Source organism: Nocardia terrae (assembly GCF_009760405.1).
GTDB lineage: Bacteria > Actinomycetota > Actinomycetes > Mycobacteriales > Mycobacteriaceae > Nocardia > Nocardia terrae.
In genome coordinates this window covers 316,095-341,462 of the sequence record NZ_WRPP01000006.1, presented here as the reverse complement: position 1 = coordinate 341,462, position 25,368 = coordinate 316,095, and the positions used below count along the sequence as shown (strand labels likewise).

Here is a 25,368-nt window from a genome sequence, read left to right as displayed (position 1 = left end):
ATAGCCGCCGCCCCAAACGCCGAACACGATGTCAGCATCCGCGCCGCTCAACCCCATGATCCGGGGGTGGGCTCGAAATCCCGACTCAGTATCAATACTGGAGGTTCATCGCGCAGGGGGCGGCGCGGCGGCCGGACCGTGCACCGTGGCGGGCATCCGGACGCGGGTCCGTGGTTCCGTCTGCTCGATCGTGACCGCCGTCTGCTTGGACTACTTGCAGAACACAAGGTGCTGACCACCGACCAGATCGCCAGCCTGGAATTCAGCTCGGTCCGCCGCGCGCAGGACCGCCTGGCCAAGCTGCGCGAGATGGGAATGCTGTTCGCCTTCCGCGAGTCGCTCTACGGCGGCGGCACCAGCCAAACGCGCCACGCGCTCGGCTATTCCGGTGCGCGCCTGATCGCGGCCCAGAGCGGCGAGAAGCCACCGACCCCGGCCGCCCACGCGCTGTCACTCGAACGGCTGGCATGCTCACCGACCCTCGGGCATCGTCTGGGTGTCAACGGGTTCTTCGCCGCGCTGGCCGCGCACCGCAACCCTGCCGCGACGGTGTTGGAGGGGCTGACGCAGTGGTGGTCGGAACGCCAATGCGCCGACCAGTTTTGGACGGCGTTCGAGCGCGATCCACAGATTCGTCCCGACGGCTACGGCTGCTGGGAACAGGACGGACACGCGGTGCGATTCTTCCTCGAATACGACACCGGCACCGAAACCCTGTCCACCCTCGCCGCCAAACTCACCGACTACCAAAGCTTCCCCACCGACAGGTTCGGAATCCTGCTGTTCTCCCTACATTCGACACGCCGTGAAAGCGGGCTCCGGACCGCGCTGCGCCGCACACTCGGCAGCAGCAACCCGGGCATGGTGATCGCCACCACCGCCCGCGACCTCACCCACCCCGACGGCCCGGCCGGACCCGTCTGGGCCTTATGGGCGGGCAGGGGTGGCGACACGGTGACCGAGCGCCTCCGGTTGACCGAGCTACCCGAACGCGGACCTCGAATCCCGCACCACTCCAGCGGCGGCCAGCCCTACAACGAGGCCGCCTTCGACCACTACGACCCCAGGTCCACGACCTATTCATCCCCGCTCAGTCACGGCCTGCCACGCCGAATTTGCCCGCGACCGCACCCCCGGTCGACCAGGCCGACGAAGAGAGCTTCATCGAATTGGACGACGCATCCCCGGACGGGCCGTGACCGTTCGCTCCGCTCGGTGGCTGTGCTGGCGAATTCCGACGTCGACCATCGGCCAACCGTGACGCCCTCCAACGCAGTCGAGATCCGTTGGTATCGGCGAAAACTGACGTCGCCGGGTGGCGTGTCCCGATGCTTCAGCGCGTCTGCTGAACGCACTATTCTGCCGATTCCAGGATGTCGCACCAGGCCCGTAGGCTTGGCCAGCCGAATTCTATGGACGGGGTGGCCATGACTGGAACAGTTACGGGGCTGACACAGGAGGACGACCAAACGATCGGGTTCGTCTTGAGCTGTCTGTACAACGACGCTATCGATATGCACGAACTTCGCAGGTGGTGCGAGCATGTGATCATCACCAACGACATGCCGGACATCCCGCAGTACATGTTCGATCTAGTGAGTGTCGGTGATGAGCTTGGCAAGGTATCGGAGATCATCAGGTTCTCTCCCAAAGGGCTCACCAAGCAAGAAGATGATGCCTTGTACGGCATAGCGTTTCACCGGGGCAAAGACGTGTTCGACCCACCTTTGAGTCCGGCCGCTGCGAAGTCGGCACTGGTGGCCAGACCCGATGTACTCGAACACTTCCGGGATACCTTCCCGTTCATCGACCTGCCCATGTAAATCAGAGGCAACACACTAATCTGCCGCGAGCCGCGCTGACCGAAGCGGCCAGCGCGGCGCTGGGAAGATCAACCGGCCGTGCCGAACTGACCCGTCCCGGACGTCCGCCATTGCCGAGTTTCGTACGGTCACACGCGCTCCGGTGCGGACCAACGACTGCGACCGTGGGTTGGGCGATGCTCGGCATTGTCGTGACAGCGGTTGGGATCGTGCTTGGGATTGCTGCTTAGCGTGGCCCGGAGCACAGGATTGCCGCAATGAATGACCAGTGCTCACAATCCACTGCTAGGACGTGACTGCGACGTAAAGACGAGTGGTCAGTACCACCAGACCAGCGAACATGCCTGCAGAACCGAACGCGATGCACTTGCCCCAGAACTCGTCCTTGACGATCGCTCGGTTGCGCAGGAGGCGTCCAACGCCGACAAAATACAGCCAGGCTGTGCCATACAGGGCTGCGCCGACCATGAACACGAACACGCCGGAGATCACGGCACCACCGATTGCAATGATGCCCAAAACAACACTGAGCCCTGCAAGACCTTCTGACGACATACGCCCAATTCTGGAGTACCGCAACGGTTACCGCGCAAGATCGTCGATGACCTTCGGACTTGTTGCATGTCAGCGGCCACTAGCGATGGGCCAACCACCACGAAGCTGGCTCTAGCGAACTCAAGTGCGCGCTCATGCCGATGAGCCAGCGGTCGGTCTACACAGTGTTCCGATAGACTGCCGCGCTCGTGAGCAGCTACGGTTTCGGCGGCGCGAACAACGCCAATAGGGTTGTCCGTGACGCAACACGAGAGCTCGCTGAGCGCACGGCCGCCGCCAGTCGTCGACGACAAGGGGCAGGACGGCCCGATGCCGTACTCGACGAGCTCAGCGTGGCGCTCGTGCGGGCCGTGGAACTCGACAGTCAAGCGCTGCCGGTGGATCCCCGGGTCCGAGTCAACTTCTTGCGGCAGCTCCTGCGCGGCCTGCATCAGTGGGTCGAGCTGACCAGGCCGATGGTCGGCATCGACCGAAGTCTCGATCTCATCATCGAACGCGGGCGACGCCAGCGACACGAGGCGGCGGTCGCCGCCAACGTCCAGGTCCACAAGATGGCCCTTAGAACGATTCGGCCCGAGGACCGGCTGCTGCTACTGGAGTTCGACGCACTCACGTTCGACTGCGACGTCGCGACCTTGCTCAAACGGACTGGGCTCGGTCAGGAGGAACTGCCCCGCGCTCGGTGGCGCAAGGTGCGCAACAAGGCCGACATGCTGCTGGCGAAGTTGGACGCCCTGTCCGACAGTCCGGACCCGGAGAACCTATTCGCAGCGGTCACTGGGCTTCTCGTGCGCATATATCACCGGTCTGACGGCGGCCGCAGCCGCCGCGCACGACGGCTGCTCGACGCGGCGCTCGCGCGCTGCAAGGAACAGCCCGTTGGGAACGTTCATCTCGGACTGCTGATGCTGCGGCTCCGCGAGTGCGAGACGGTCTCTGAAGAAATCGAATTCGCCAGTCGCATCACTTTGTTGCTTCGAGACTCTCCCGCCCCGGTATTCAGTCCGGAGCGGGCCGGGTACATGACCTATATCGCCGACGAAATCACCCACGCGATCGCGAGACTCGCGTTCAGCGACGATCCCGCGGCTCACCGTTGTGCCGCCGGTCTCGCGCGCGACATGTCGAATTGGTTCACCATCCCAAGCGTCGAAGACCGGATACCGGTCGCTCACATCCTCATTGCCGACAGCCACGCCATCGTGCTGATCGAACACGCGGACGACGTGCTGGTCCATGTCTTCCCAGTCGCCATAGAGCCGTTAATGGCGCTGGCCGGGCTGAGCATTCATCCCCCGGTGGACGAGATCGACCAGCCACGCGAGAATCGGCAACGACTTTCCGCGGAGCTGAGATCCGTTCTCGGGGTCATCGCCGAGTACGACACGATTCGCCTCAACCCGCTGCGGTTCGCGGCGTGGATTCCGTGGACAGCCCTCAAATTCAACCAGCGGACTCTCGCCGAAGGTAGGGACATCGCCTGGATGAATCCCTTCCCACAGCTGGTTGCGGCACCGAGCAATTACACGGTCGATGACGAGCAGCCAATTGGCGGAACGGCTCTGGTGATGGATGACTCGCTGGGACTCCATGACGGCACCGTGCGAGCCTTCAAGAACGCGCCGAACAGCGTCACCGTATTCAGCAGCGATGATCGCGTCAGTCGGCTCACTCCCGAAGTCCTGCAACGGGCGTGCCGAGGCAAGGCCGGACTCGTGTTCTTCTGTCATGCGTCCAGCGACCTGCACGACTACAGTCTCGCCGGAATCCCCACGGGGACGGAATCGTCACGACTGACCCTGAGGGAAGTCGCCGAGCTCGATCTACGGCATGTGCGTTGGGCGGCGGTAATCGCCTGTGAATCGGGACGACCGAACTCCTTCCTGCCCGCGACCTCGGTCGCACATGCCCTGGCTTGCGCGGGAGTCGATGTCGTCGTCGGCACCCTATGGGAAATCGGCGCGCGTACGACCGGACCTAAGTTCCTCAAAGCTCTGCGTAGAGAGCTTGATCGACGGCCTGATGACCTCGCCGGGGGGTTCCGGAGCATTCAGCGAGACGACCCAACGGCCATGATGGCGTTCTCGCTGATCGCGAGATAGCCGCACCGAGTTCGCTGCGGTCAGCGTGTTGCTGCCGACACGGTGCGTGATCAGGGGGAGAACTTGCCCGTTGGTGTTGAATCATGCTGTGGCCGAACTAGATTCGTTTTTGAGCAGGATCGGGCAGCAGCTCGTCCGCGCCGAACCGCGAACGTGGGCATGAGAGTGCTTGTCCGGACTCCAGTGATCGACGGAACCAACACCGGCCGCGGTCTGACGGGCAGGCGATCTCGGGGATCGAGGCCCACCGTAGCGGTTGCGAAGTACTGGATCCTGACATGTCGCCTCCCGCGCTGACCGAACCGGCCAGCGCGGCCGATTGACAACTGCGTGACGATCGGGCCGACCTGGATGGCTGGTAGATCCGATATTGTGACCGCCACGCATCGCGGTCGTAATGGCGACGACAGGCACCCCCACCGGCGCAGGGGTTATTCGTTTTCGTTTTCTTCACCGAGCCAGCACACTCCGCATATGGATCGAGACAAGCTCCGGGCTGTCGAAGGACTCACAATCTTTCTTGACGGCAAGATCGATGAGGACGCCACGAAAGCGCTGGTCATTATGACGGCGATCGTGCTGGATGCGTTCGGCGACAGTCCGCAGCCGACTACCCTGGAGGAGGCCGCGATCTTGATGAACGCGGCCGGAGTGCTGATCAACGCAGGAGTTCGGGCATCGGACATTGAGGCCCTGGGCTCCGGTGAGGAGTGGATGACTCGCATCGTGAAGAGCGGCTTGTTGATCGACACCCGGTTCGAGTCGGCGGCAATCTACAACTTGGCAAACAGTCGTCTCGCAATCGCCGAGTTCGAGATCGACCCAGTCCAGGGAGACGCGCGGGATTCCAGCCACACCGTCACCTACGCGCAGCAGCGATTCGATGCCCGGGAACGACTTCGGCTCGCGCGAATCGAACTGGATTCCGCCGCAGCGCTCGCCGATGGCGGCCGCGATCGCGGTATGCGACTGTGCAACCTGGCCAACACTTTGGACCATTCGGGACGGTGGATCGAGGCGTACGACGCGTATGTTCGCGCACTAAAGGCGGATCCGGAGAACGGTAACGCGGCAGGTAACGCGGCAGTTCTGATCAGCAGGGCGATCGGCGCCGGCTGGGATTTCGAAGGCCACCTCTGTTCGCTTTACGACCACTACCTCGCCATGGCGAAAGCAAACCGCGCAGGAACAGTCGCCGTGGCAGGGGAACCGGCCGCACAGCGCTTCGACGAGATGGACCTCCTGGGTACCGATCACCCCGTCCACGACCCGATCATGTCTGCAGATCCGTACGGGCAGTGGATTATTCGCCACCGCCTGGCCTTGGTCGCCGCGCTCGAAGGTCTAGGCTCCAATGGCCATACCGGGCGGTGGGACACCATCGGCTTGCGGTCGGCGGCCGCTCCTGCACCAGCTGCGAGACCCTTGGTCATTTTCAGGATTCTGAACGTCCTGAAAGCCGACTACCTCGTCGCTCGACGACTGGCATTCGAAGCCGACCAGCTTGTCGAACAAGACGGTGGCCGGACCCAACACAGCGAAGATCCCGGTGTATACACCGACACCCTAGATCAAGCAGTTCACGGCGAAGTTTCCGCCAAACTCGTTCTCGCCCACCGTGCAGCGCTAGACGTCCTCGACAAGACTGCGGTCGCGGTCAACGAACACCTGCAGATCGGTGATGACCCGCGGAAGGTGTGGTTCCGCAGGTTCTGGTTCGAGGACAAGAACTGCACCCAGCTTCGAGCAAGCCTGATCAGTAACGAACGCTTGATCATGCCGGTTCTGGCGATGGCTGAACTTGCGATCGATATGGCAGAGGGCAGCCTCTACGGACACGCTCAAGACGTACGGAACGCCGGAACGCATAGGTTCGTGTTCGTTCACCTCGGGATGCAGGACATCCCTACCACTGCCACGATGCGGGCCATGACCCTCGACGCGATGCGTGAAACCTGTCATCAAGCACTGACGGTGGCTCGGGCGGCCTTCTTATACCTGGTCGCATTGCTGGACGTTTTTGAGGCGAGCAAGGCCACGACCGACGAGCCGGAAGATTCGGCGAGCCGTCCGATGCCTTCAGCCTGAGGATTGCGAGGGAACTGCCCGAGCCGGACGCGAGACGGGCAGTGAGCAGATGCAACAAGACTCGCTCCACGACGGTCAGAACGATCGAAATTCATCCTCTCCCGAGTAAGACCACGATCGTGTTGGATACGGACCTCGAAGATCTAGCCGTAGAGGGTGCGATCGTGAGTCGTCGGGCGGGGCAGCAAGGCGCGAAAGCGGTCGAGGCAGAGCCCAGCCAAACCGTTGACCGCGTAGGGTCTGGGGCGTGAAGCGTGCGACGCAGTGGAACATCCTCGGGGAGCGCCTGGTCGATGAGAATCGGCACATTCGGCTCTCGACGGTCGACGTCGAACTGCCGGACGGGGTCCGGTTCACTCAGTACGTAGCGCGGATGCCACGGTGCGCGATGACGTTGGTACTCAACGAGAATCGCGAAGTGCTGTTGATGTACCGGCACCGGTTCATCATCGATCAATGGGTGTGGGAGCTTCCGGGCGGCTATGTCGACCATGCCGAGGATGTCGCGGTGGCGGCGGCGCGGGAGGTGGAGGAGGAGACCGGGTGGCGGCCGCGCGCGATGGAGCATCTGGTGACCTATCAGCCCTCGATCGGCACCCTGGATCAGCCTCAGGAGATCTATCTCGCCCGGGGTGCGGATCTGACCGACACCGCACCCGACATCAACGAGGCCGAGGACGTGCGGTGGATCCCGCTGGCCGAGGCGGCGGCGATGATCGATCGGGGTGAGATCGTGGGTGCGGCGACGGTGGTGGCGATCTATCGGGCGCTCAGCCTCGCCGAGTGAGTTCGAGGATCTGCTGGCGGAAGTCGGCGACCTCGGTCAGGTCGTTGAACGGCCGCAATCGGTAGCGCAGGTCTCGCAGGTAGGACAGGCTGCGGCGGGACGCGAGATCGGCGGCGATATCGAGCGCGCCGAGTCCGACCCGTACGGCCTCGCGTGGGTCGGTGACGGTCAGTGCTGAGGCGAGCAGGCTCAGGTTGAATGCGCGTCCGCGTTGGTAGCCAGCCGACATTGTCAATGATCTTTGTGCGAATTGCGCTGTGCGCGTGTGGTCGCCGAGTTCGCGGAAGCAATGGGCGGTTTTCGCGGATATGTAGGACTGGTCGAAGTAGGCCAGCCATACCGGTTGTTCACCGGGTCGGGCGCGGTCGAAGGCGCGTTCGGCCGCGTTGAGTGCTGTGGTGCAGGATGTTTCGTCTTGGCGGGCGGCGTGGCCGTGGGCTTCGACCATGTGGCATTCGGATTCGAGAGCGGCCAATCCCGCGGTGCGCGCGGCGATCTGGGCGGCGCGGGCCAGGTCGATGGCATCGCCGGGGCGGCCGACGTAGGTGGCCTGGTGGCTCATGGCGGCCATGATTTCGGCGCTGAGTGCGCCGTCGCTGGCGGCGCGGGCGAGTCGTAGGGCCTGGATCAGGTAGCGCTGGGCGAGGCCGTGGTCTTCTTGGTCGTAGGCGGCCCATCCTGCAAGGCGGACGAGTTCGGCTGTGGAGCCGAACAGTTGGCGGCCGATGTGTTCGTTGAAGCTGCCGCGCAGCAGCGGCGCGACCGAGCTGTGCAGGTACTGCACGATCGTCGAGCGGACCTTGCCGCCACCGACCTTGTTGTCCAGATCGCGGAACGCGGCCGCCATGGACTGCACGGCGTCGACGTCGATCTGCCCGACCCGTCGAGACGAGCCGATGGATACGGGGTGTTCAGGGCCGGGCAGTGTCAGCCACCGCATGGACGCGGCAGGGTAGACCGCGACCGCGTAGGAGGTGTCTTGCAGGAAGCGTCGGTGTTCGATGTCGCTGCGCCACAACGCGGTCGAGGCGTCGACAGCTCCGGAGAGACTGAGTGAGAACTCCAGGCCGAGATCCGCGGCCGCATCCCGGGGATTGGACATGCCGCACATGGCCGGTGTGATTGTGCGCCCGAGTAATTCGGTCAGCGTGTCCGCGATCAGCTGCGGCACCGGCGGCTGGGGCTGCTCCCCTGACAACCAGCGCCCGATCGAACTGTGGTCGTAGCTGAGCTTCAGCCCAAGACCTCGGCCCCGGTCGACGACGCGGCGGGCGAGGGCCTTGCGTACCCCGCCGGCCTCTTCGACCAGCTCCTCGAACTGCCGGTTCGGTTGTTTCGCACGGCGTCCCATAAATCGCAGTGTGGCACCGGTAACACCGAACCGCTATCAATCGGCGATCGCGCACACCCCCTGTGCACACACCCGCCCGTCCCACACGTCTACCGCCGACCGCCCGACGTGCAGTGGACTGGCAATCAGCCCCAATGCCGGGCGGGCCTAGTGCCCACGAGCTCGCGGTATCTGGGTGCGCTGCAACGACCGCCGAGTACCGGGAGCTGCCGGACATGGACATCCTTCTTGCCATCACGCTCGTCTCGCTACTGGTCTTCACCGCTGCCGCGACCGGCCGCGCTCTCACCAGCAGCGGTTGCCCCGCTGCTCGGCTCACTGTCGCCGACATTCAGGCGCGGCTGGCGGCCGAACCGCCACGTATCTACGTTCCGATCAGTCGGGGGCGGTGAGCGATGGCCTTCACCGAAGCGGAAGCGAAAGTGCTTGGTGCACTGTCGAACCTGGAGCCGCCCCAAGCGCTGACCGTGCGGCAACTCTGCCGCGCCACCGGGCTTCCCGAGACCTCGATCCACCGGGCACTGCTGCGTCTGTCGCGCACCGGGTTGGCGATGGGCACCCTGCAAGGACCCGCCCGTTGGCGATGCACCGCGCGAGGCCGACTCGCGATCACCCGCCCCGTATACCGCGACTACGCCGGGACACGACCATGACCAACTACGTGATCGGATTCCTCCGCCCCGATGTATCGGACGAGCGGTGGCAGCAGGACGAGGCACGGATCCACACACTCGCTGAGGAGCGCGGATGGTCGATGGTCCTGGTCTACTTCGGCGTCCCGAACCGCCCAGGCGCGGTGATCAATCGCCTGATGAATCTCGCCTACGCCGAATGCGTGAACGAGGTGATCGCCCCGAGCGTCGACCATTTCGAGCCCGACGATCTACCGGCCCTGGTCAAGATCGCCGACGTGATCTGCGCGGACACCGGCATCAGGTACACAAACGACAACCTCAGCGACCGACCAAAAACCATCACGATCGGGGAGGGGGTGAACTGATGAAGGCCCTCGAACCAGGCCCGAACGGCAGCAGCCACGACCTATGGAACGTGCCTGTCAACGCCGACGACGATGGACAAGACCAAACCGGCCTGATCAACCGCAGATAGCGCCACCCACCGCCCCATCCATATTCAAAACACCCCAGGGACAAGACAATCGTCCCTGGGGTGCTTGCGTGTGGCGACACCGATCGTTATCGAACCGTTTCGCACTGAAACGTCGAAATCGGGGCCCTTCTCGGCAGTTAACAGGCGCGCCAAACCCAAATGCCGGACCCAACGGATCTCGTGAATGATGCCGAACTTTGACCGCGGAACACGGAATTGCATCAATTTCGGTCCCAGACGCGGATAAACGCGGGTTCCGCTGCCAGTACAGGGTGACGCCACTCCAAACGCCGAACATCCCACAGGAGCCTCGATGGAACGCCCCGAACCCGGAAAACGCACCCTGACCGGTACCGAACCTGCCAAGCTGCGCGCCCGCGACCGTGTCCACCAGACCTGGCACATCGAACGAATCGACACCGAACCGCTCACCACCACCCATCACGACCACGCCGTCACCCTTCTCGCTGACCTCATCACCGCATGGACCCACCGCCACCACACCGACAGCGGCGAACGGAACGCCGCATGAAACACCCCGACCGAAATACCCGCCACACCAATACATTCGAAAATCGATCGAGGGACAATAGACCCGGCGATATACCGGACCAAATCCCGAACCCGAATTCCGGACCGTCGCAGGATGTTTCGGACATCCAAGATGGCGAGAAGCGTGTCTCGATCGGAAGGACCCGCAGCATGGCAGGCAGCAAGAAATCCTCAACTCCGCGTATCTCTACCGACATTGCCGCATGGGAACAGGACGTGCGGGTAGGCACCTACACCCGCCGCTCCACCACGGAAGACAACCAGCCCTACTCCATCGAAGCCCAGAACGCCCGCCTGGACTCCTACATCGATTCCCAACACGGCTGGCGACACACTGTCAGCTTCACCGACGACGCCTCCGGTGCCAGCACCGAACGGCCCGGCCTGCAACGTGCCCTACAAGCCGCACGTGCCGGAGTCATCGACGTGCTCGTGGTCTACCGAGTCGACCGGTTCTCCCGCAACCTGCGCGACCTGGTCACCCTGCTCGACGAACTCGACCGAGCCAAAGTCGTGTTCCGCTCCGCCACCGAACCATTCGACACCTCCACCCCCATGGGCCGCATGCTGGTGCAGATGCTGGGCATGTTCGCCCAATTCGAACGCGACACCATCATCGACCGCGTCATCGCAGGCATGGAACGCAAAGCCGCCAAAGGCAAATGGAAAGGCGGCAAACGGCCCTACGGCTACCGAGTCGACAAACCCACCCAAACCCTCCTCGCGGATGAAGCCGAAGCCGTCGTCGTGCGCACGATCTTCGACCTCTACACCTGCCGTCGTCTCGGTGCCCGTGCCGTCGCCGCGGAGTTGAATGCGCGCGGACATCGCGCCAGCACCGGCCGCGAATGGTCCGGGCATCACGTGCTGCGCATTCTCAACAGCCGGATCTATCTCGGCGAGTTGACCTTCCGCGGCACCACCGTCACCGACACCCATCCCGCCCTCATCGACGCCGCCACCTTCGACCACGCCCAATCGGTCCTCGAGGCACGCGGGGAATCTCACGCCCACCGCGCCGCCAACTCCTCGGACTACCTGCTGACCGGCCGCTTGCGCTGCCCGCGGTGCGGGCGCGTCATGATCGGTACTCGCGCCACCGGGCGGTCTCGCACTTACCGCTACTACACCTGCTTCAACCGCGCCCGCTATGACGCCGACAAGTGCGACTTCGCCCGACTCGACGCCGACTCAGTCGACACTGCCGTACTGGAAGCCCTCGGCAAGTTCTACCGCACCCATCACGACCTGATCAGCCAAGCCATCACCGCCCAGCAGCGACGCCACCACGATTCCAGTAGCGACACCCGCGTCGAACTGGACGCCGTCACCGCCGAACTCGCCAAAGCCCACCAAGCGATCGACCGCTACCTGAACGCCTTCGAAAACGGCATCCTCGACCCCGAACTCCTCGCCCTACGAGTCAGCGAATTGCGCACCAAGACAACCCAGCTCACCACCCGCCGCGACGAACTCGCGATCACGCTCGACAACGAGCCCGTCGTCCCCAAGACCGCCACGCTCGACGGCATCGCTGACCACATCGCCGAAATCATCGGCACCGGCACTCGTACCCAAGCCAAAGCGCTCATCGAGACCCTCGTCGCCCACGTCGCCGTCACCGGCCCTGACCGCCTCGTCCCCACCTTCCGCATCCCCCAACCCGGAAACGACATTAGGGCTGGTACCGCTTCCGCGGTACCAGCCCCAATGGAGTCGGTTCGTGCAATGACACGATTGGTGGACCTTATGCGAGCTTACTCGAACCAGGGCACCCTAACTTCCACCCTCGAAAAGCTCCGTGAGCAAGTCTCTGAACAGCAGAAACGCGAACCGAGCGCCAAAGGACCGAAAGCACACGCACTGGCTCGCCGTCTGACCGCCGCGGACCGCGAACAGATCGTCGCCGCCTACGAGGGTGGAGCTTCAGCAAACCAGCTCGCCTTCGACCACCAGCTCGCCAAGGGAAGTATTCTCGAGATCCTCCGCACCGGAGGCGCGGCCATACGCCAGCAGCGCCGACTGTCGAGCGAGGAGATCGATCAGGCCGTCGTCAGCTACCAGGACGGACAATCACTCGCCAAGATCGCCGACCGGCTCGGCGTCAAGGCCACCACCGTCCGCGCAGCGTTGGAGCGTCGCGGCATCCGTCGCCGAGACAGTCACGGACGCCCGCGGTGATCCCACACCCGGCGAATCGGAGGCGGCGTCCCGATCAGATTCCTCACGGGAGAAATCCCGTTTGATCCTGCGCAACATACTCGTAGACACCGCGAATCCTTTCGGTCAACTTCAGCATCTGACCCACTGCCCGGGAAACCTCGGGTCCGGCCCATATGAGGTTCGGATCCCGAAGCGTGTCCCTCATAACGCACGCCCCCCGATCATGGGAATTCCCGAAAACTCCTACATCCATGTGGCTTTGCGAAGCGTGATTCAGCCGGACAAACTCGCCGAGGTGTCGACGGCCATTCGCGCCTTTCACGAACATGTATCCGCCGCCGGCCTCAAACTGACACGCCACACGCCACACGATTCTTGAGGCACTCCAGCACAGTAATGCCCGACGATAGGCCAACCTCCGAAACACTGCTCTGCTCAAAGCCGTGAGCAGCGGAGCCCGTACGGAGACTTTTCTCGATAAGGCATCCAAGCGAGTCGACAGACATCATTGGGCCGCAAACGTTTTCCGATGAGGCCCGACTGCCCAGCCATGAAGCGCCCTATACGCCCCTCACCAAGCCGGGCATGTGTTGTCCGCGGCCTGTTCCATACCCCACTCAAATATTGACACATCAACTGAACCATCAGGTTGGGCCCACGCGCCCTATCGCACGCAGCGATGGTCAAATAGCGTGAAATACGAACGGGAGGTGCCTTCATTGTCCAGTAGTCAACTCGTGATGCTTTTAACCGACCTCGCTGTAATAACAGTGACAGCGCGCCTCTTCGGCTGGATTGCAACATTACTGCGCCAACCCTCGGTCGTCGGAGAAGTTGCGGCGGGGATCTTCTGCGGCCCCATTGTAATCGGAGCACACGCGTCGACCCTATTGTTCCCACACGATGTACGACAGTACCTGATGGCCTTCGCCAATGTAGGTGTTGCAGTCTTCATGTTTCAGATCGGCATGGAAGTGGACGGCCGTATATTCGCCCACCGGCGGCGGATGATCCTGGCCGTATCGATTGGAGCCTATCTATTGCCGTTCGCGTTGGGTGCGCTGCTCGCGGCGACCGTACTGTTCGGCCATCACGGGGAACATCCCGTCGGCTTCGTGTTCTTCATCGGCGCCGCGCTCGCCGTGACCGCGTTTCCGGTACTCGCACGAATCCTGAGCGACCGCGACATGATTCGCAGCTGGGTCGGCCAGTTCAGTCTGGCGGCGGCCGCGATCAACGACCTCCTGGCCTGGTCGGCGCTGGCCTTGTTGGCAGGGCTATCCAACTCGCACTCGGCAAGTCAGGCTCGACTGCTGCTTCTGGTGCCTGCCCTGGGCGTGATCTGGTCCGCCCGCAAGATGCTGAACATCCTGGAGCGACGGAAGGCACCGAGCGTCTTCGTGCCGATCGCGGTCATCGGTGCATTGCTTTGTGGTGCCGGGACCGAATGGATCGGCCTTCATCTCATATTCGGTGCGTTCCTCTTCGGCGCAGCTTTCCCTCGCACACATCGAGAATTCCTCATGGAGCGGTTGAACGTGGTCAGTCTTCTGTTTCTACCAGCATTCTTCGTGGTCGCCGGGCTTGCGGTGGATATCAACGCTCTGAGTCGAACCGACCTACTCGATCTGGTGCTGGTGGTCACCGCGGCAGTATTCGGCAAGATTGGCGGCACGTACGCTTCTGCGCGAGTATCCGGCATCCGGCGAAGAGATGCTGGAATTCTTGCGAGCCTGATGAACACCCGTGGATTGACCGAATTGATCATTCTTGTGGTCGGACTGTCCCTGGGTTTGATCGATACTCGAATCTACTCTCTGCTCGTGATCGCGGCGTTGTTCACGACCGCCATGACCGGACCGCTACTGACCATGATCACGCGACGGCACGATCCTGACGATAATCCACACACACTCGAGCCGGACCTATCGAACTCGGAGTCGAGAACTGCGGAGGAGTCACGCCGCGCCGCCGAAGTCGACATTGCCAATTAGCCGCGAAACGAACCCGTCGCAATTGACCCGAAGGGAACTCACATGACAACGCCGATCGACCAGCAGTGGACCGAAGTGGACCAGGTCACCTTCAAGAAGACAATGGGCTCGCTGGCTGCGGGCGTGACCATCGTGACGACACGGGATCGAAGCGGCGAACCGAGAGGACTCACTTGCTCAGCGGTGTGCAGTTTATCGGCAACGCCGCCGCTGCTGCTGGCCTGTCTCCACGAACGAAGCTCGACACTCGCGGCGATACAACACAGCGGCTCGTTCGCAGTGAACATTCTTGCCGCCGGGACGGCCGACATCGCGCGGACCTTCGCATCGCCCGTGCCAGAGCGCTTCGCCGGCACGAACTGGTATCCGGGACCACGGACGGACGCACCCCTGTTCGAGGACACAGTCGCCTGGGCCGAATGCGCCGTCGTGGATGCTCTGCCGATGGGCGACCACCAGATGGTGGTCGGACGCCTCGTCAACGGCAGAGCCCTTTCCACACAGCGTCCACTCGTCTACTGGAGAGCCCAATTCAGCGATATTCCGGAGAACGCCTAGACCGATCGGCTGAGCGCCGCGTCGCGGATCTTCGAATACTCTCGCCCGACTTCGGCCAGCCAGTCCAACTCGACGTGAATCGGTTCCCCGCGATCGGATTCGAACGAAGGCGTTGCCTGGTCGTGCACGGCCGCTCGGGTGCTGTCGCCATGAAGCCTCGCATGGACCACCACCGCCGTTCGCCTGATGCCTTCGGCAAAGGATTTGTCTTGCCGTGCATGCGCTTTCAATGCCTGCGGTGCGACCTTGAGTATCCCGTCGTGGATCTCGACCGCGCGCCGATAGGTGCGGAACCCTATCGAGCCGAACGTGACACCGCTGGGCGTCAACATGATCATGTCGTCGAATGCTCGCAGGTCGGTCCACAGCGTGCGCATCGCGCGATACCGCCGGTAATGCCTCACATACATTCGCAGCTCAGAAGTTGTTGTACGCCAGGCCGGCAAGGTCAAGCCGACAGTCATCAACACTGCGGCTGTGGTGGTCACCAGGGGCGTGAACAATTGCAGGGGACGTACATCGACAGAGGTATGGATCAAGACGATCGACGCCAACCTCAGCGTGCAGAACACCAGATAGATCCACGATCCGACGATCGTCAGGCGGAGACCGGTCCGCAGCCAGGGCTGCACGGGCAGCGCGAAGACCTCGCGACAGCGCTGGATCACCTGAATCAACCCAAAGGCCAACACGAGATCGTGCAGCGTGAGAAACGCAGTCTCCGTGAGATGCCGGGCGTCGGGTATCGGGAAGCCGGTGTCGAGTTCCTGCGGTGAGCACAGCAGCCACAACACGGTCTGGGCTGCGATCATCACGGCGGCCCAGATTCCGTAACCACGTATCGACCGAGATGGGGTCCGGCTCCAGTGCGACAGGGCAATCAGTGTGGCGCCGGCCCATGCTGCTCCAGCACAGCTACACAGGATCAGTCGAGAGATATTGGGAGTTCGCAGCAATCGGTCAACGAATGCGTAGCACTCCGGCACCGCGAGGCTGAAGGTGATCGCCTTGAACACGAACGCCGCCAGCAGGCTTGCCGACGCCAGCCCCCGGCCCCCGGCGATGAACCGGTAGAGATGCACGACCGCCGCCGACCAACAGAACAATGTGCCCACCAGGTACAAGGGTGTCGACCACTCCGCGGTCAGGGTTGTGAACGAGAACATCAGAAGCGTTCATGGATGCCGAAGGTCTGCAAGATTCTGTTGACCCTCTCGTCGTCGGCCACAGCTGGCTGTAGCGAATATTCCTGCGTCGCTGCATTGTTCAGGATGTCGCCGAGGATGGTCGCCATCAGTTCGGCCTCGATTTCCTGGGGACTGTCATACACGTCACGGCCGAGCAAGGCTGCTCGCCCCGCGCCTAGTTCCGGCAGCAGTGATGCGATCTCGTCGGTCAGAGACCGCGAATCTGACGTCTGGTAGTGCCCGAAAATGATGTGAGCGAACTCGTGCAGGATGATGTGTGCCCGATGCAGCTCAGTGGTGTTCTCCTCGAACACGACATAGTCCACCAGATCGGTGGATAGCAGAAGTCCATGGACGGTGCCACTACCGAGCGGAAAGGGAATCAGCTGAATTTCCCGCGATACCGCGGTCGCTATCTTTGCCTGTACATCGGTCAGGCTGTCACCGATACGGATCCCGTACTCATCCAACCGCACCCTACAAGCAGCCTCCACATCGCGCAGTCGGCGGCGTTCACTGCGGCGGCGACGCGACGCCGTTAGTCTCGGTATCCTCATAATCACCTACCGCGGGCAACCCCTGAAGCTTGCGAACATGATCCAATACAGCGGTTACCGTCGATACGCTGTCTTCATTGAGACCGACAGCGCGCAAAGCGATACGACGAACACCGAGTTCATTCAAGCGAGCGGCCAATTCGGAAACCTCATCGCTCGCGCCCTGGGCCTTCGAACCGCTCCCGGGCGACCCAGCTATATCAAGTATCGACACATCGAAGTACTCGGCGAGGGCCATCAGCAACTCCATTGACGGGCGGGCCCGTCTACCGGAGCGCAGCGCCGAAAGATAAGCGCCACTGACACGGATTTCGGGGTTCGCCGTTTTAATCACGGCAGCAACCTCGTTATTGCTGAGCCCTCGACCACGTGAACTGGCAGTTGACGCGAACAAGGCATTCAAGCGGTGCGCAAGACTGTCCACGCCTTGCAGGTTGCCGTCGTCCATCTGGTCAGTAGAACATCATTCCGACCGGTCGGCAAACGGAACGGAGCCGGATGACCGTGATTCACCTCACGTTGCCCGTCAACTGTCAGTTGATGAACTCTGATAAGCATCAACCCCTGGTTGCCGAGGATGTCAACTGGCAGTTGAGATTATTGGCGAATCTGGAGCAGCCGAGCCCGGCCCCAGAGACACACAAACAAATATCGAGATCTCCCCGGGGGAACAATGCAGTCGATCGTTACAAACGTCGGCATCGAAGCAAGAATGCTCGGACCGCTGCATATCAGCGTCAATGATAATCGAGCCACGCTCAGCGCCGCAAAACCTCGAACCCTGCTGGCATTGCTTGCGATCAACGCCGGTCGACAGCTGTCGACCGAAAGACTGATCAACGAAATTTGGGAAGAGGACCCCCCTCGCAGTGCGGCATCCACTCTGCAAACGTACATACTCCGAATTCGCCGACTGCTCGGCGACGCGATCGGCGAAGGCCCGACCGCAGTTGCGGCGACATTGCTACGAACGGTGAGTGGCGGATATGCGCTCACCCCCGACCGCAGCTGGGTGGATGTACATGAATTCCGTGGCCTTGCAGAACAGGCCGAAATGGCGGACCGGCGCGGACAGACCGCGGAGGCTGCCGATCTCTATCGCTCCGCCGAAATGCTGTGGTCGGGATCGGCGCTGATCGATATCGAACAGGGACCCATGCTGCGCGCAGAGGTCGCTGGGTTGGAGCAGACACTGCTGTGTGTGACCGAACGGCGGATTGCGGCGGAGATGCGACTGGGGCGCCATCGGGCCGTCCTCGGTGAACTGGCGTCACTGGTCGCCCGTCACCAATTCCACGAAGACCTGCACGCCCAGTACATGATCGCCTTGCACCGGTCGGGGAACCGGTCCGGGGCGCTCGAGGTCTTCCACAGAATCCGGCGATCGATGAACGCCGAACTCGGTCTGGAACCATCACGCCATCTGCGTGTACTGCAGCAAGCCATCATCAATGCCGACAGCGTCCTGGAACTGCCCGACCAAGCGGCACGAACTCCCCTGTCCGAGTTCCCGTTTGCCTCGTGACCTGCTGGGCGGCGGGACGACGTATCGCGCCCGCCGCCCTGTCGGGTTGAACCCGATCTACAGCGCCTTCAGTTCCTCGGTGACCGCACCGACGGACTTCTTGGCGTCGCCGAACAGCATGGCGGTGTGGTCGGCGTAGAACAGCGGGTTGTCGATACCGGCGAAGCCGGAGTTCATCGACCGCTTCAGCACGATGACGCTCTTGGCCTGGTCGACGTTCAGCACCGGCATGCCGTAGATCGGGGACGAGGCGTCCTCGCGGGCGGCCGGGTTGGTGACATCGTTCGCGCCGATCACCAGGGCGACATCGGTGCGGGCGAATTCGCCGTTGATGTCGTCCATTTCCTTCATGGCGTCATACGACACCTCGGCCTCGGCCAGCAGCACGTTCATGTGACCCGGCATACGACCGGCGACCGGGTGAATCGCGTACTTGACCTCGACGCCCTTGGCCTCGAGCAGCGCCGCCATCTCCTTGACCGCGTGCTGGGCCTGGGCGACGGCCATGCCGTAACCCGGGACCACGATGACCTGGTTGGCATACGCCATCTGGATCGCGGCGTCCGCGGCCGAGGTGGCCTTGGCCTGCTTCTGCTCGCCGGAACCGGAAGCGCCGGGAGCGGCTGCGCCGCCGCCGAATCCGCCCGCGACGATGGCCGGGATGGACCGGTTCATGGCCTTGGCCATGAGGTTGGTCAGGATGGTGCCGGACGCGCCGACGATCATGCCCGCCACGATCATGGCGGTGTTGTCCAGCGCCAGACCCGCGGCGGCCGCGGACAGACCGGTGAGGGCGTTGAGCAGCGAGATGACGACCGGCATGTCCGCGCCGCCGATGGGCAGCACGACCATCAGGCCGAGAATGCCCGCGAGCACCAGCAGCGCGATCATCCAGTACTGCGGCACACCGTCATTGGTCGCGCCGATGCCGATGACCACGGCCGCGGCGATCGCTCCGGCGAGCAGCAGCAGGTTCAACGGCTGCTGCAAGCGGCCGACGCTGATCGGCTTGCCCGACAGCAGCTCCTGCAGCTTGGCGAAGGCGATGATCGAGCCCCAGAACGACACCGAGCCGATGATGGCCGCGAACAGCGAGCCGATCACGATGTGCACCGAGGGCTGCTCGTGCACCTTGGAAAAGCCCTTGGTGTCGATGAATTCCGCCCAGGCGATCAGGGCCACGGTGCCACCGCCGACGCCGTTGAACGCGGCGACCAGCTGCGGCATGGCGGTCATCTTGGTGAAGCGCGCGGGCGGAACACCCAGCAGCACACCGACCACGAGACCGGCGACGATGATGATCCAGTTGTTGGTGTCGCGAATGGAGATCAGTGTCGCGACGACCGCGATCACCATGCCGACGGCCGCGATCAGGTTGCCGCGCACCGCGGTCTTGGGGCCGGTCAGGCCCATCAGACCGTAGATGAACAGCGCGAACGCGACGATGTAGAGAATATTGACCAGATTGTCCATGGGTTACTTGCCCGCCTTCTCTTGCGCAGCAGGCTTCTTCGCCTTGAACATGCCCAGCATGCGGTCGGTGACCACGAAACCACCGATGACGTTCAGGGTTCCGAACACGACGGCGACGAACAGGATGATCTGCATCAGCACCGAGGGATGCTGCACTTTGCCGAACACCACCAGCGCGCCGAGCACCACGATGCCGTGAATGGCGTTGGTACCGGACATGAGTGGGGTGTGCAAGGTGTTGGGCACCTTGGAGATCACGGCGAAGCCCACGAACCCGGACAGCACCAGGATCGCGATATTCGCCAGCAGTTGGGTGTACATCAGGCTTCCACCTCACGTGTCACGCAGGAATCCGCCAGCACCTGATCCTCGAAATCGGGTGCCAGGGCACCGTCTTTCAGCATGAGTTCGAGCAGTGCGGCGATGTTCTTGGAGTACAGCTCGCTGGCATGCTCCGGCATGGTGGCGGGGAGGTTCAGCGGCGAGGCGATGGTGACGCCATGGCGCACAACGGTTTTACCGGGTTCGGTCAATTCGCAGTTGCCGCCGGTCTCTCCGGCGAGGTCCACGATCACGCTGCCGGGCTTCATGCCCTCCACGGCGGCGGCGGTCACCAGGCGCGGGGCCGGGCGACCCGGGACGAGCGCGGTCGTGACGACCACGTCGAAGCCCTTGATGGCATTCTCCAGAGCTTGCTGCTGCGCGGCCTTTTCCTCGTCGGTGAGTTCGCGGGCGTAGCCACCCTCACCGGCGGCGTCGATGCCGAGGTCGAGCCACTGCGCACCGACGGAACGGACCTGGTCGGCGACCTCGGGGCGGACGTCGTACCCGGTGGTGCGGCCGCCCAGACGCTTGGCGGTGGCCAGGGCCTGCAGACCGGCCACGCCGACACCGAGGACGAGCACGGTGGCGGGTTTCACGGTGCCCGCGGCGGTGGTCAACATGGGGAAGAATCGGGTGGATTCGCTGGCGGCCAGCAGCACGGCCTTGTAGCCCGCCACGTTCGCCTGCGAGGACAGCGCGTCCATGACCTGGGCGCGGGAGATACGCGGAATCGCCTCCACGGCAAAGGCTTGCACGCCCGCGCTCTTGAGCGCACCGATCTTGTTGTCGGCGTTGCGGGGCGCGAGGAAGCCGATCAGCGTCTGCCCGGAGGACAGCTTGGCGATCTCGGCGTCGTTCGGCGGAGCGACCTTCACGACCACGTCGGCGCTCCACGGATCACCCAGCGTCGCACCGGCTTCGGTGTACGCCTCGTCGGGAATCAATGCGCCCAGACCGGCACCGGCCTCGACGACCACCTCCACGCCCTGCTTGACCAGCGCGGGAATGATCTTCGGCACCAATGCGACACGTCGTTCGTCCAGTCCGCTCTCGCCCACGACGCCGACGTGAACGGTTCCCGACTTCGTGATCCGCAGTGGGCCATTCACTGCGCGCCGTCCTTCACGACCGTCCGGCTCTTCAAGAGAAAGCCATCGCCTTGTTCGACGATGACATCGTGCAGAATGCCCGAAACTACGAGCCTGGGAAGTTCTCCGGGCTTGGTCCCAATCACGAAGACGTAGGCCGATGCGGCGAGCACAGTGTCGTTGACGCGACTCAGGCGAACGTGGCCGAACCAATGTTTGCGCTGTTCGCCGGAGTTCCGGCGCGCCCTGCTGTGCTCGATGAGATCGTCGACGATGCCCTGGCGCGTGCGTGCGGCAGGGCGGCCAGGGGTGTGCGACAGCTCCCCGTTCTCGGTGAACATTGCCGCTGCCTCCTCGAACTGGTCATTGTCGAGGGCCCGCACCAGTTCGGCGTAGAACCGCTGGACTCCGATATACGTCTCATTGCTCACTGTGCGGGTTCCACTGCTGACTAGGGACACTACGAACCTCCGATGACTTTCCAAACCGGCTGGGCACACGATGGAGCCGATCCCGGACCTCGACATCGTTGGCGAAGTACCGGGGTCGACACTGTTCGACTGTTCCGCACGGTCGTCGAATTCGGCTCGAGCGGCGCTGACATGAGCGCGTTGCCCGGTCCAGCGACGCTCGAGGGCCGCTCAGCCGGGCAGGTCCACAGTTGAATGACAGAACCGGTTGGGATTCAACGGCTTCCGAAGTCCAATGAGAGGTGCCGCCACCGATGACCGAGCTCGACAGCCCACCGCTCCCCCGTACGCCACCTCACGTCCGATCGATCACCATCGACGCCGGCGACGTCGACCTGTCCGGCCTGATCGCCGTCCCGGATCGACGCCCGGCTCGTGCCCTGATCGTCGCAATCCATGGTGCCGGAATGCGGGCGGGCTATTTCGACGGCCGAGCACACCCTGACGTGTCGCTGCTGTCGCTGGGCGCGCACCACGGGTTCGTCGTAGCCGCGATCGATCGACCCGGCTACGGGATCTCGGCATCGAGTCTCCCCCACGGTCAATCCCTCATCGACCAGGCAACGGCCCTGGCCGCGGCATTGAACGATCTGACCGCACGATTCGACAGCGGTGCCGGAATACTCCTGCACGCACACTCTTTCGGAGCAAAGCTCGCCCTGGTCACGGCCGCCCACCACCGGCGCGACGATCTGCTCGGCGTCGATATCTCCGGGTGCGGGCACCGCTACGCCCAGTTGCTCGAGCCTCTCACCGACCTGAGGCACCTCCGAGCGAGGAACTGGGGACCGCTGACCTCCTACCCACCCGGGACCTTCGAGTCGGCCCGCGCACTCGTCGCGCCTGTCCCATTCCGGGAGATACACGAGATATCGTCGTGGGAACGAGTTTTTCCCGCAGTCGCACAACAGATTTCCGTACCGGTTCGATTCACCTTCGCCGAGCACGAACCATGGTGGCGGCACGACCCGAAGACGTTGGCCGATCTATGCGACCATCTTCCCAACTCGCCGTTCGTGGCGATCGACCATCAACGTGGCGCCGGGCACAACGTCAGTCTCGGATACAGTGCGCGCACTTATCATCTACGTTCCCTCGCGTTCGCCGAGGAATGCATGTATCTGATGTCCGCGAGGAACGCGGCAGAATCGCGTCGCGGTTGAAATCCTTTGCGCCAGCGCCCGCCCGGTGCCGAACATCGGAAGGGCGCTGGCTCTCGAGGGGTGATTATCGGCTGTTCGCGATCGCAGCGGCTGCCAGGCGGGGAAACAGCTTCGCAGCGTTGTCCCACCCCATAGCCTGGCGCGATGCCGGGGTCAGCAGGGACGTGTCGGCAAGCTCGCGCCGCCATCTGCCGACAGGTTCGGGCGGCATGAACGGCAAATCGGTTCCATACAACAGATGCTCCGGTTCGGCGATACCGAGCAGCGCAGCCAATTGGCGTGTGAGCACGGGCCCGGACAGGTCGTAGTACAGCGATCGCAGCGCGGCCAAGACGTCGGGGCCAGTGGAACCGGCACCGGTCGGTGCGAACGCCCGAGCCAGCAACGCGACCCGGTCGGCCAGAACGCTCAGCGATCCGCCGGCATGCGGAATGATCAACCGCAGCTCCGGATTCTCCGCCAGGGCACCCGACAGCACCAGATCCACTATGGCCCGCGTCGTCTCGAATGCGAACTCCACCAGTGCGCTCGGGCGACCTGAGCACAACGCGTCGGCGTGGCGCGGTGACGTCGGATGGAGAAGGACCACTGCTCGACGGCGAGCCAACTCTGCCAGCACCGGGCGCAACGCCGCATCACCGAGGTAACGTCCGTCGTAGTTGGTGAACAACACAAACCCATGGACATCGGGCTCGGCCGACCAATGCTCGATCTCGGCGATCGCGGCATCGCCGTCCGACAACGGTAAGCAGGCCAGCAGGCCGAGTCTGCCAAGCGATTTCGAGACGATCTCCGCGGATTCGGTGTTGAATCGACGGGCCCACTCGGCCGCTCGCGCCGGGTTGCCCAGCGCGACTCCCGGTGACGGGACCGATACCGCGGCGGCGCGCACTCCCATCCGATCCATCGCGTCCACTGCCGCCGACAACGACCATGGCGGCAGGCCCGGCATTCCGTCCCGGCATGGTGCTGGAGCAGCGTTCCACGCCTCGGCGAACGATGGTGGAATCAGATGAGCGTGGACATCAAGCCACAAGTCCTCGTACTGCACGAGATCAGTTGCCATCAGCCGACCCTCCTGCCGCGATGCCCAGAGCCGCTCGCATACTGTCCAGTTCACGGACCGACCAGTGCTCGACAACTTGTCCCTGCGCGATACGCAAAACGTGAGCGGCCTGCACCTGCATACTTCGGCCGGTCGGTGCCGATTCTCCGAATGGGCCGGTGTTCGTTCCCGTGACGACTTCGTAAACCAGGACCTTATCTCCGTCCGCCAGCACATGTGCGGTTCGAATCCGGACGTCGGGGAAGGCCGTCTTGAACTTGGCCGCCGCGTGTTTGAGATTCTCGCGCTCAAAGGCGGGGCTGCCGAACATTGGGCTGTGGTCGACCAGATCCGCGGCGATCAACTCGTCGATCACGGCCAGATCCACATCTTGCAGGGCAGCGAACAGCCGGCGCGCGATCTGCGTATTGGCCTCGATGGTGTTGGTGATGCTCATCGGGCCATCGCCCGCTCCCGCGCCTGCGGGCGCCAACCTCCCGTTTCGGGCTTCCCCACCGTATTGGTGAGCGATCCGATGCCGGAAATCGTCAGTGTCACAACGTCTCCGGGCTCGAGCTTGCGACCCAGCTCCCAGCCACTGCCTCCGGCCACGGTACCGGTTCCGATCACCTCACCGGCCACCAGCGGCTCGGAGCGTGATGCGTAGGACAGGATCTCCTCGATGCTCCACACCAGGCTCCCGCTATTGCCTTCGGACCACTGCTCGCCATTGATGGTCGCCCTCATTTGCAGGTCGGTGAGATCGAGCTCGTCGACGGTCACCACCCAGGGCCCCAGTGCGGTGCAGAAGTCCTTACCCTTCGCCGGCCCGAGTCGGCCATCCATCTCGTAACGCAACAGATTTCGAGCACTGAAGTCGTTGAACACCGTGACGCCGAACAATGCCTGGCGAGCGTTCTCCGGCGTCAGATCGCGGTGGCTGCCGCCGATCACCAAGCCCAGCTCCAGCTCGTAATCCAGATGCTCACACCCGAACGGCCACACCACCGATTCGTCAGGGCCGACAATGGTGCTCGGATTGATCTTGAAGAACAGCGGCACCTCGAACCACACATCCGGGGCGGTCGCCTCGTGGTTCTTGAAGGCGTTGAAGTCGCGCAGCACCGGCGGATCCACCGGTGCCAGCCACCGCACGTCCGAGAGCGGAATCCCGTCGCGCTCGTCGAGTCCCGCATGCAGTCGTGCGATGGCATCGGTGAAGGCCGAACCGGTTTCGAGGGCCTCGGTCAGGCTGCCGGGGAACTGAGCAGCGGCCATTCGTACCGCCATGCGTGGTGAAGCACCGTCCGCCATCAGTTGACGGCGATAGGCTGCGGCCAGGTCCAGGACGAGTTTTCGCTCCGGATGTACCGAGACCAGCCGCGGCATCGGCCCATCGGCGGTCTCCAGCAGGATACGTCCGATTTTCATGAATTCTCCGTAAAAGCTCGAG

General features: G+C 63.2%; 26 protein-coding genes. 14 read left to right on the top strand and 12 right to left on the bottom strand.

What is annotated here, in order from left to right; translation table 11 throughout:
* Nucleotides 1–228: 228 nt before the first annotated feature.
* Both GPX89_RS29465 and GPX89_RS29460 read left to right on the top strand, forming a co-directional pair.
* Entirely contained in the window at nucleotides 229–1,431 is a 1,203-nt protein-coding gene (locus GPX89_RS29465; protein WP_198347646.1) for a replication-relaxation family protein, read from the top strand.
* A 113-nt stretch (nucleotides 1,432–1,544) separates the two neighbouring features.
* On the top strand, nucleotides 1,545–1,823 hold the full coding sequence (locus GPX89_RS29460; protein WP_157390943.1) for a hypothetical protein: 279 nt from the start codon (nucleotides 1,545–1,547) through the stop codon (nucleotides 1,821–1,823).
* Nucleotides 1,824–2,108: 285 nt separating this feature from the next.
* On the opposite strand, the gene GPX89_RS29455 is transcribed toward GPX89_RS29460, so the two are convergent.
* Nucleotides 2,109–2,378 (bottom strand): hypothetical protein, encoded by a 270-nt coding sequence (locus GPX89_RS29455; RefSeq protein WP_157390942.1) that lies wholly within the window; start codon nucleotides 2,376–2,378, stop codon nucleotides 2,109–2,111.
* 188 nt (nucleotides 2,379–2,566) lie between these two features.
* Between GPX89_RS29455 and GPX89_RS46000 the strand changes: the two genes are divergently transcribed.
* The 3 genes from GPX89_RS46000 to GPX89_RS29440 all read left to right on the top strand — a co-directional run bounded on the left by GPX89_RS46000 (nucleotide 2,567) and on the right by GPX89_RS29440 (nucleotide 7,355).
* The gene (locus GPX89_RS46000; protein WP_157390941.1) at nucleotides 2,567–4,480 is read left to right on the top strand and encodes a CHAT domain-containing protein; all 1,914 of its coding nucleotides are present in this window, start codon (nucleotides 2,567–2,569) and stop codon (nucleotides 4,478–4,480) included.
* A gap of 474 nt (nucleotides 4,481–4,954) precedes the next feature.
* Nucleotides 4,955–6,568 carry an LA2681 family HEPN domain-containing protein gene (locus tag GPX89_RS29445; RefSeq protein WP_157390940.1) on the top strand — a complete coding sequence of 538 codons (1,614 nt, stop codon included), beginning with the start codon at nucleotides 4,955–4,957 and terminating at the stop codon, nucleotides 6,566–6,568.
* Nucleotides 6,569–6,815: 247 nt separating this feature from the next.
* Complete coding sequence (locus tag GPX89_RS29440; RefSeq protein WP_040860747.1) at nucleotides 6,816–7,355, top strand: NUDIX hydrolase; 540 nt, start codon at nucleotides 6,816–6,818, stop codon at nucleotides 7,353–7,355.
* Here GPX89_RS29440 and GPX89_RS29435 read toward each other — a convergent pair.
* A complete protein-coding gene (locus GPX89_RS29435) occupies nucleotides 7,339–8,706 on the bottom strand; it encodes a hypothetical protein (protein WP_157390939.1) in 1,368 nt (455 codons plus the stop codon). The two genes, GPX89_RS29440 and GPX89_RS29435, sit on opposite strands and share 17 nt — an antisense overlap.
* 215 nt (nucleotides 8,707–8,921) lie before the next feature.
* On the opposite strand from GPX89_RS29435, the gene GPX89_RS29430 reads away from it, so the two are divergent.
* From GPX89_RS29430 to GPX89_RS29400, 7 genes are all read left to right on the top strand, one after another.
* A complete protein-coding gene (locus GPX89_RS29430; RefSeq protein ID WP_157390938.1) occupies nucleotides 8,922–9,098 on the top strand; it encodes a hypothetical protein in 177 nt (58 codons plus the stop codon).
* A gap of 3 nt (nucleotides 9,099–9,101) precedes the next feature.
* Entirely contained in the window at nucleotides 9,102–9,359 is a 258-nt protein-coding gene (locus GPX89_RS29425; RefSeq protein WP_157390937.1) for a MarR family transcriptional regulator, read from the top strand.
* Nucleotides 9,356–9,706 carry a type 1 periplasmic-binding domain-containing protein gene (locus GPX89_RS29420; protein ID WP_157390936.1) on the top strand — a complete coding sequence of 117 codons (351 nt, stop codon included), beginning with the start codon at nucleotides 9,356–9,358 and terminating at the stop codon, nucleotides 9,704–9,706. The genes GPX89_RS29425 and GPX89_RS29420 overlap by 4 nt, the downstream gene beginning before the upstream one ends.
* A 423-nt stretch (nucleotides 9,707–10,129) precedes the next feature.
* The gene (locus tag GPX89_RS29415; RefSeq protein ID WP_157390935.1) at nucleotides 10,130–10,348 is read left to right on the top strand and encodes a hypothetical protein; all 219 of its coding nucleotides are present in this window, start codon (nucleotides 10,130–10,132) and stop codon (nucleotides 10,346–10,348) included.
* Nucleotides 10,349–10,518: 170 nt separating this feature from the next.
* Nucleotides 10,519–12,549, top strand: coding sequence for a recombinase family protein (locus GPX89_RS29410; RefSeq protein ID WP_157390934.1), 2,031 nt, complete (start codon nucleotides 10,519–10,521; stop codon nucleotides 12,547–12,549).
* A gap of 674 nt (nucleotides 12,550–13,223) precedes the next feature.
* On the top strand, nucleotides 13,224–14,525 hold the full coding sequence (locus GPX89_RS29405) for a cation:proton antiporter (RefSeq protein ID WP_157390933.1): 1,302 nt from the start codon (nucleotides 13,224–13,226) through the stop codon (nucleotides 14,523–14,525).
* A gap of 42 nt (nucleotides 14,526–14,567) precedes the next feature.
* Complete coding sequence (locus GPX89_RS29400; protein WP_157390932.1) at nucleotides 14,568–15,083, top strand: flavin reductase family protein; 516 nt, start codon at nucleotides 14,568–14,570, stop codon at nucleotides 15,081–15,083.
* On the opposite strand, the gene GPX89_RS29395 is transcribed toward GPX89_RS29400, so the two are convergent.
* From GPX89_RS29395 to GPX89_RS29385, 3 genes are read right to left on the bottom strand one after another with little or no spacing between them, the layout of a single operon-like run.
* Nucleotides 15,080–16,198, bottom strand: a complete 1,119-nt coding sequence (locus GPX89_RS29395; RefSeq protein ID WP_157390931.1) for an MAB_1171c family putative transporter — start codon at nucleotides 16,196–16,198, stop codon at nucleotides 15,080–15,082. The two genes, GPX89_RS29400 and GPX89_RS29395, sit on opposite strands and share 4 nt — an antisense overlap.
* A gap of 50 nt (nucleotides 16,199–16,248) precedes the next feature.
* Complete coding sequence (locus GPX89_RS29390) at nucleotides 16,249–16,746, bottom strand: ImmA/IrrE family metallo-endopeptidase (protein WP_157390930.1); 498 nt, start codon at nucleotides 16,744–16,746, stop codon at nucleotides 16,249–16,251.
* 37 nt (nucleotides 16,747–16,783) lie between these two features.
* A complete protein-coding gene (locus GPX89_RS29385) occupies nucleotides 16,784–17,275 on the bottom strand; it encodes a helix-turn-helix domain-containing protein (RefSeq protein WP_157390929.1) in 492 nt (163 codons plus the stop codon).
* Nucleotides 17,276–17,500: 225 nt separating this feature from the next.
* On the opposite strand from GPX89_RS29385, the gene GPX89_RS29380 reads away from it, so the two are divergent.
* A complete protein-coding gene (locus GPX89_RS29380) occupies nucleotides 17,501–18,352 on the top strand; it encodes an AfsR/SARP family transcriptional regulator (protein WP_157390928.1) in 852 nt (283 codons plus the stop codon).
* 57 nt (nucleotides 18,353–18,409) lie between these two features.
* On the opposite strand, the gene GPX89_RS29375 is transcribed toward GPX89_RS29380, so the two are convergent.
* The 4 genes from GPX89_RS29375 to GPX89_RS29360 are packed head-to-tail and all read right to left on the bottom strand — an operon-like array spanning nucleotide 18,410 to nucleotide 21,668.
* Nucleotides 18,410–19,825, bottom strand: a complete 1,416-nt coding sequence (locus tag GPX89_RS29375; protein ID WP_157390927.1) for an NAD(P)(+) transhydrogenase (Re/Si-specific) subunit beta — start codon at nucleotides 19,823–19,825, stop codon at nucleotides 18,410–18,412.
* Nucleotides 19,826–19,828: 3 nt separating this feature from the next.
* Entirely contained in the window at nucleotides 19,829–20,146 is a 318-nt protein-coding gene (locus tag GPX89_RS29370) for an NAD(P) transhydrogenase subunit alpha (RefSeq protein ID WP_157388356.1), read from the bottom strand.
* Nucleotides 20,146–21,240 (bottom strand): Re/Si-specific NAD(P)(+) transhydrogenase subunit alpha, encoded by a 1,095-nt coding sequence (locus GPX89_RS29365; protein WP_328602479.1) that lies wholly within the window; start codon nucleotides 21,238–21,240, stop codon nucleotides 20,146–20,148. The genes GPX89_RS29370 and GPX89_RS29365 overlap by 1 nt, the downstream gene beginning before the upstream one ends.
* A 14-nt stretch (nucleotides 21,241–21,254) precedes the next feature.
* The gene (locus tag GPX89_RS29360; protein WP_157390926.1) at nucleotides 21,255–21,668 is read right to left on the bottom strand and encodes a nuclear transport factor 2 family protein; all 414 of its coding nucleotides are present in this window, start codon (nucleotides 21,666–21,668) and stop codon (nucleotides 21,255–21,257) included.
* A gap of 293 nt (nucleotides 21,669–21,961) precedes the next feature.
* On the opposite strand from GPX89_RS29360, the gene GPX89_RS29355 reads away from it, so the two are divergent.
* Nucleotides 21,962–22,870 (top strand): alpha/beta hydrolase, encoded by a 909-nt coding sequence (locus GPX89_RS29355; RefSeq protein ID WP_157390925.1) that lies wholly within the window; start codon nucleotides 21,962–21,964, stop codon nucleotides 22,868–22,870.
* A 64-nt stretch (nucleotides 22,871–22,934) separates the two neighbouring features.
* Here GPX89_RS29355 and GPX89_RS29350 read toward each other — a convergent pair whose 3' ends face one another.
* The 3 genes from GPX89_RS29350 to GPX89_RS29340 are packed head-to-tail and all read right to left on the bottom strand — an operon-like array spanning nucleotide 22,935 to nucleotide 25,346.
* Nucleotides 22,935–23,936, bottom strand: coding sequence for an amidohydrolase family protein (locus GPX89_RS29350; protein ID WP_157390924.1), 1,002 nt, complete (start codon nucleotides 23,934–23,936; stop codon nucleotides 22,935–22,937).
* Nucleotides 23,926–24,372: an ester cyclase gene (locus GPX89_RS29345; RefSeq protein WP_157390923.1), complete on the bottom strand. Its 447-nt coding sequence runs from the start codon at nucleotides 24,370–24,372 to the stop codon at nucleotides 23,926–23,928. The genes GPX89_RS29350 and GPX89_RS29345 overlap by 11 nt, the downstream gene beginning before the upstream one ends.
* A complete protein-coding gene (locus GPX89_RS29340; protein ID WP_157390922.1) occupies nucleotides 24,369–25,346 on the bottom strand; it encodes a fumarylacetoacetate hydrolase family protein in 978 nt (325 codons plus the stop codon). Before GPX89_RS29340 ends, GPX89_RS29345 begins: the two co-directional genes overlap by 4 nt.
* Nucleotides 25,347–25,368: the final 22 nt, after the last annotated feature.

Coding starts and splice junctions, on each gene's coding strand:
- GPX89_RS29455 (WP_157390942.1), bottom strand. CDS start 2,378: ATGTCGTCAGAAGGTCTTGCAGGGCTCAGTGTTGTTTTGGGCATCATT.
- GPX89_RS29445 (WP_157390940.1), top strand. CDS start 4,955: ATGGATCGAGACAAGCTCCGGGCTGTCGAAGGACTCACAATCTTTCTT.
- GPX89_RS29435 (WP_157390939.1), bottom strand. CDS start 8,706: ATGGGACGCCGTGCGAAACAACCGAACCGGCAGTTCGAGGAGCTGGTC.
- GPX89_RS29430 (WP_157390938.1), top strand. CDS start 8,922: ATGGACATCCTTCTTGCCATCACGCTCGTCTCGCTACTGGTCTTCACC.
- GPX89_RS29425 (WP_157390937.1), top strand. CDS start 9,102: ATGGCCTTCACCGAAGCGGAAGCGAAAGTGCTTGGTGCACTGTCGAAC.
- GPX89_RS29420 (WP_157390936.1), top strand. CDS start 9,356: ATGACCAACTACGTGATCGGATTCCTCCGCCCCGATGTATCGGACGAG.
- GPX89_RS29415 (WP_157390935.1), top strand. CDS start 10,130: ATGGAACGCCCCGAACCCGGAAAACGCACCCTGACCGGTACCGAACCT.
- GPX89_RS29410 (WP_157390934.1), top strand. CDS start 10,519: ATGGCAGGCAGCAAGAAATCCTCAACTCCGCGTATCTCTACCGACATT.
- GPX89_RS29400 (WP_157390932.1), top strand. CDS start 14,568: ATGACAACGCCGATCGACCAGCAGTGGACCGAAGTGGACCAGGTCACC.
- GPX89_RS29385 (WP_157390929.1), bottom strand. CDS start 17,275: ATGGACGACGGCAACCTGCAAGGCGTGGACAGTCTTGCGCACCGCTTG.
- GPX89_RS29380 (WP_157390928.1), top strand. CDS start 17,501: ATGCAGTCGATCGTTACAAACGTCGGCATCGAAGCAAGAATGCTCGGA.
- GPX89_RS29375 (WP_157390927.1), bottom strand. CDS start 19,825: ATGGACAATCTGGTCAATATTCTCTACATCGTCGCGTTCGCGCTGTTC.
- GPX89_RS29370 (WP_157388356.1), bottom strand. CDS start 20,146: ATGTACACCCAACTGCTGGCGAATATCGCGATCCTGGTGCTGTCCGGG.
- GPX89_RS29355 (WP_157390925.1), top strand. CDS start 21,962: ATGACCGAGCTCGACAGCCCACCGCTCCCCCGTACGCCACCTCACGTC.
- GPX89_RS29350 (WP_157390924.1), bottom strand. CDS start 23,936: ATGGCAACTGATCTCGTGCAGTACGAGGACTTGTGGCTTGATGTCCAC.
- GPX89_RS29345 (WP_157390923.1), bottom strand. CDS start 24,372: ATGAGCATCACCAACACCATCGAGGCCAATACGCAGATCGCGCGCCGG.
- GPX89_RS29340 (WP_157390922.1), bottom strand. CDS start 25,346: ATGAAAATCGGACGTATCCTGCTGGAGACCGCCGATGGGCCGATGCCG.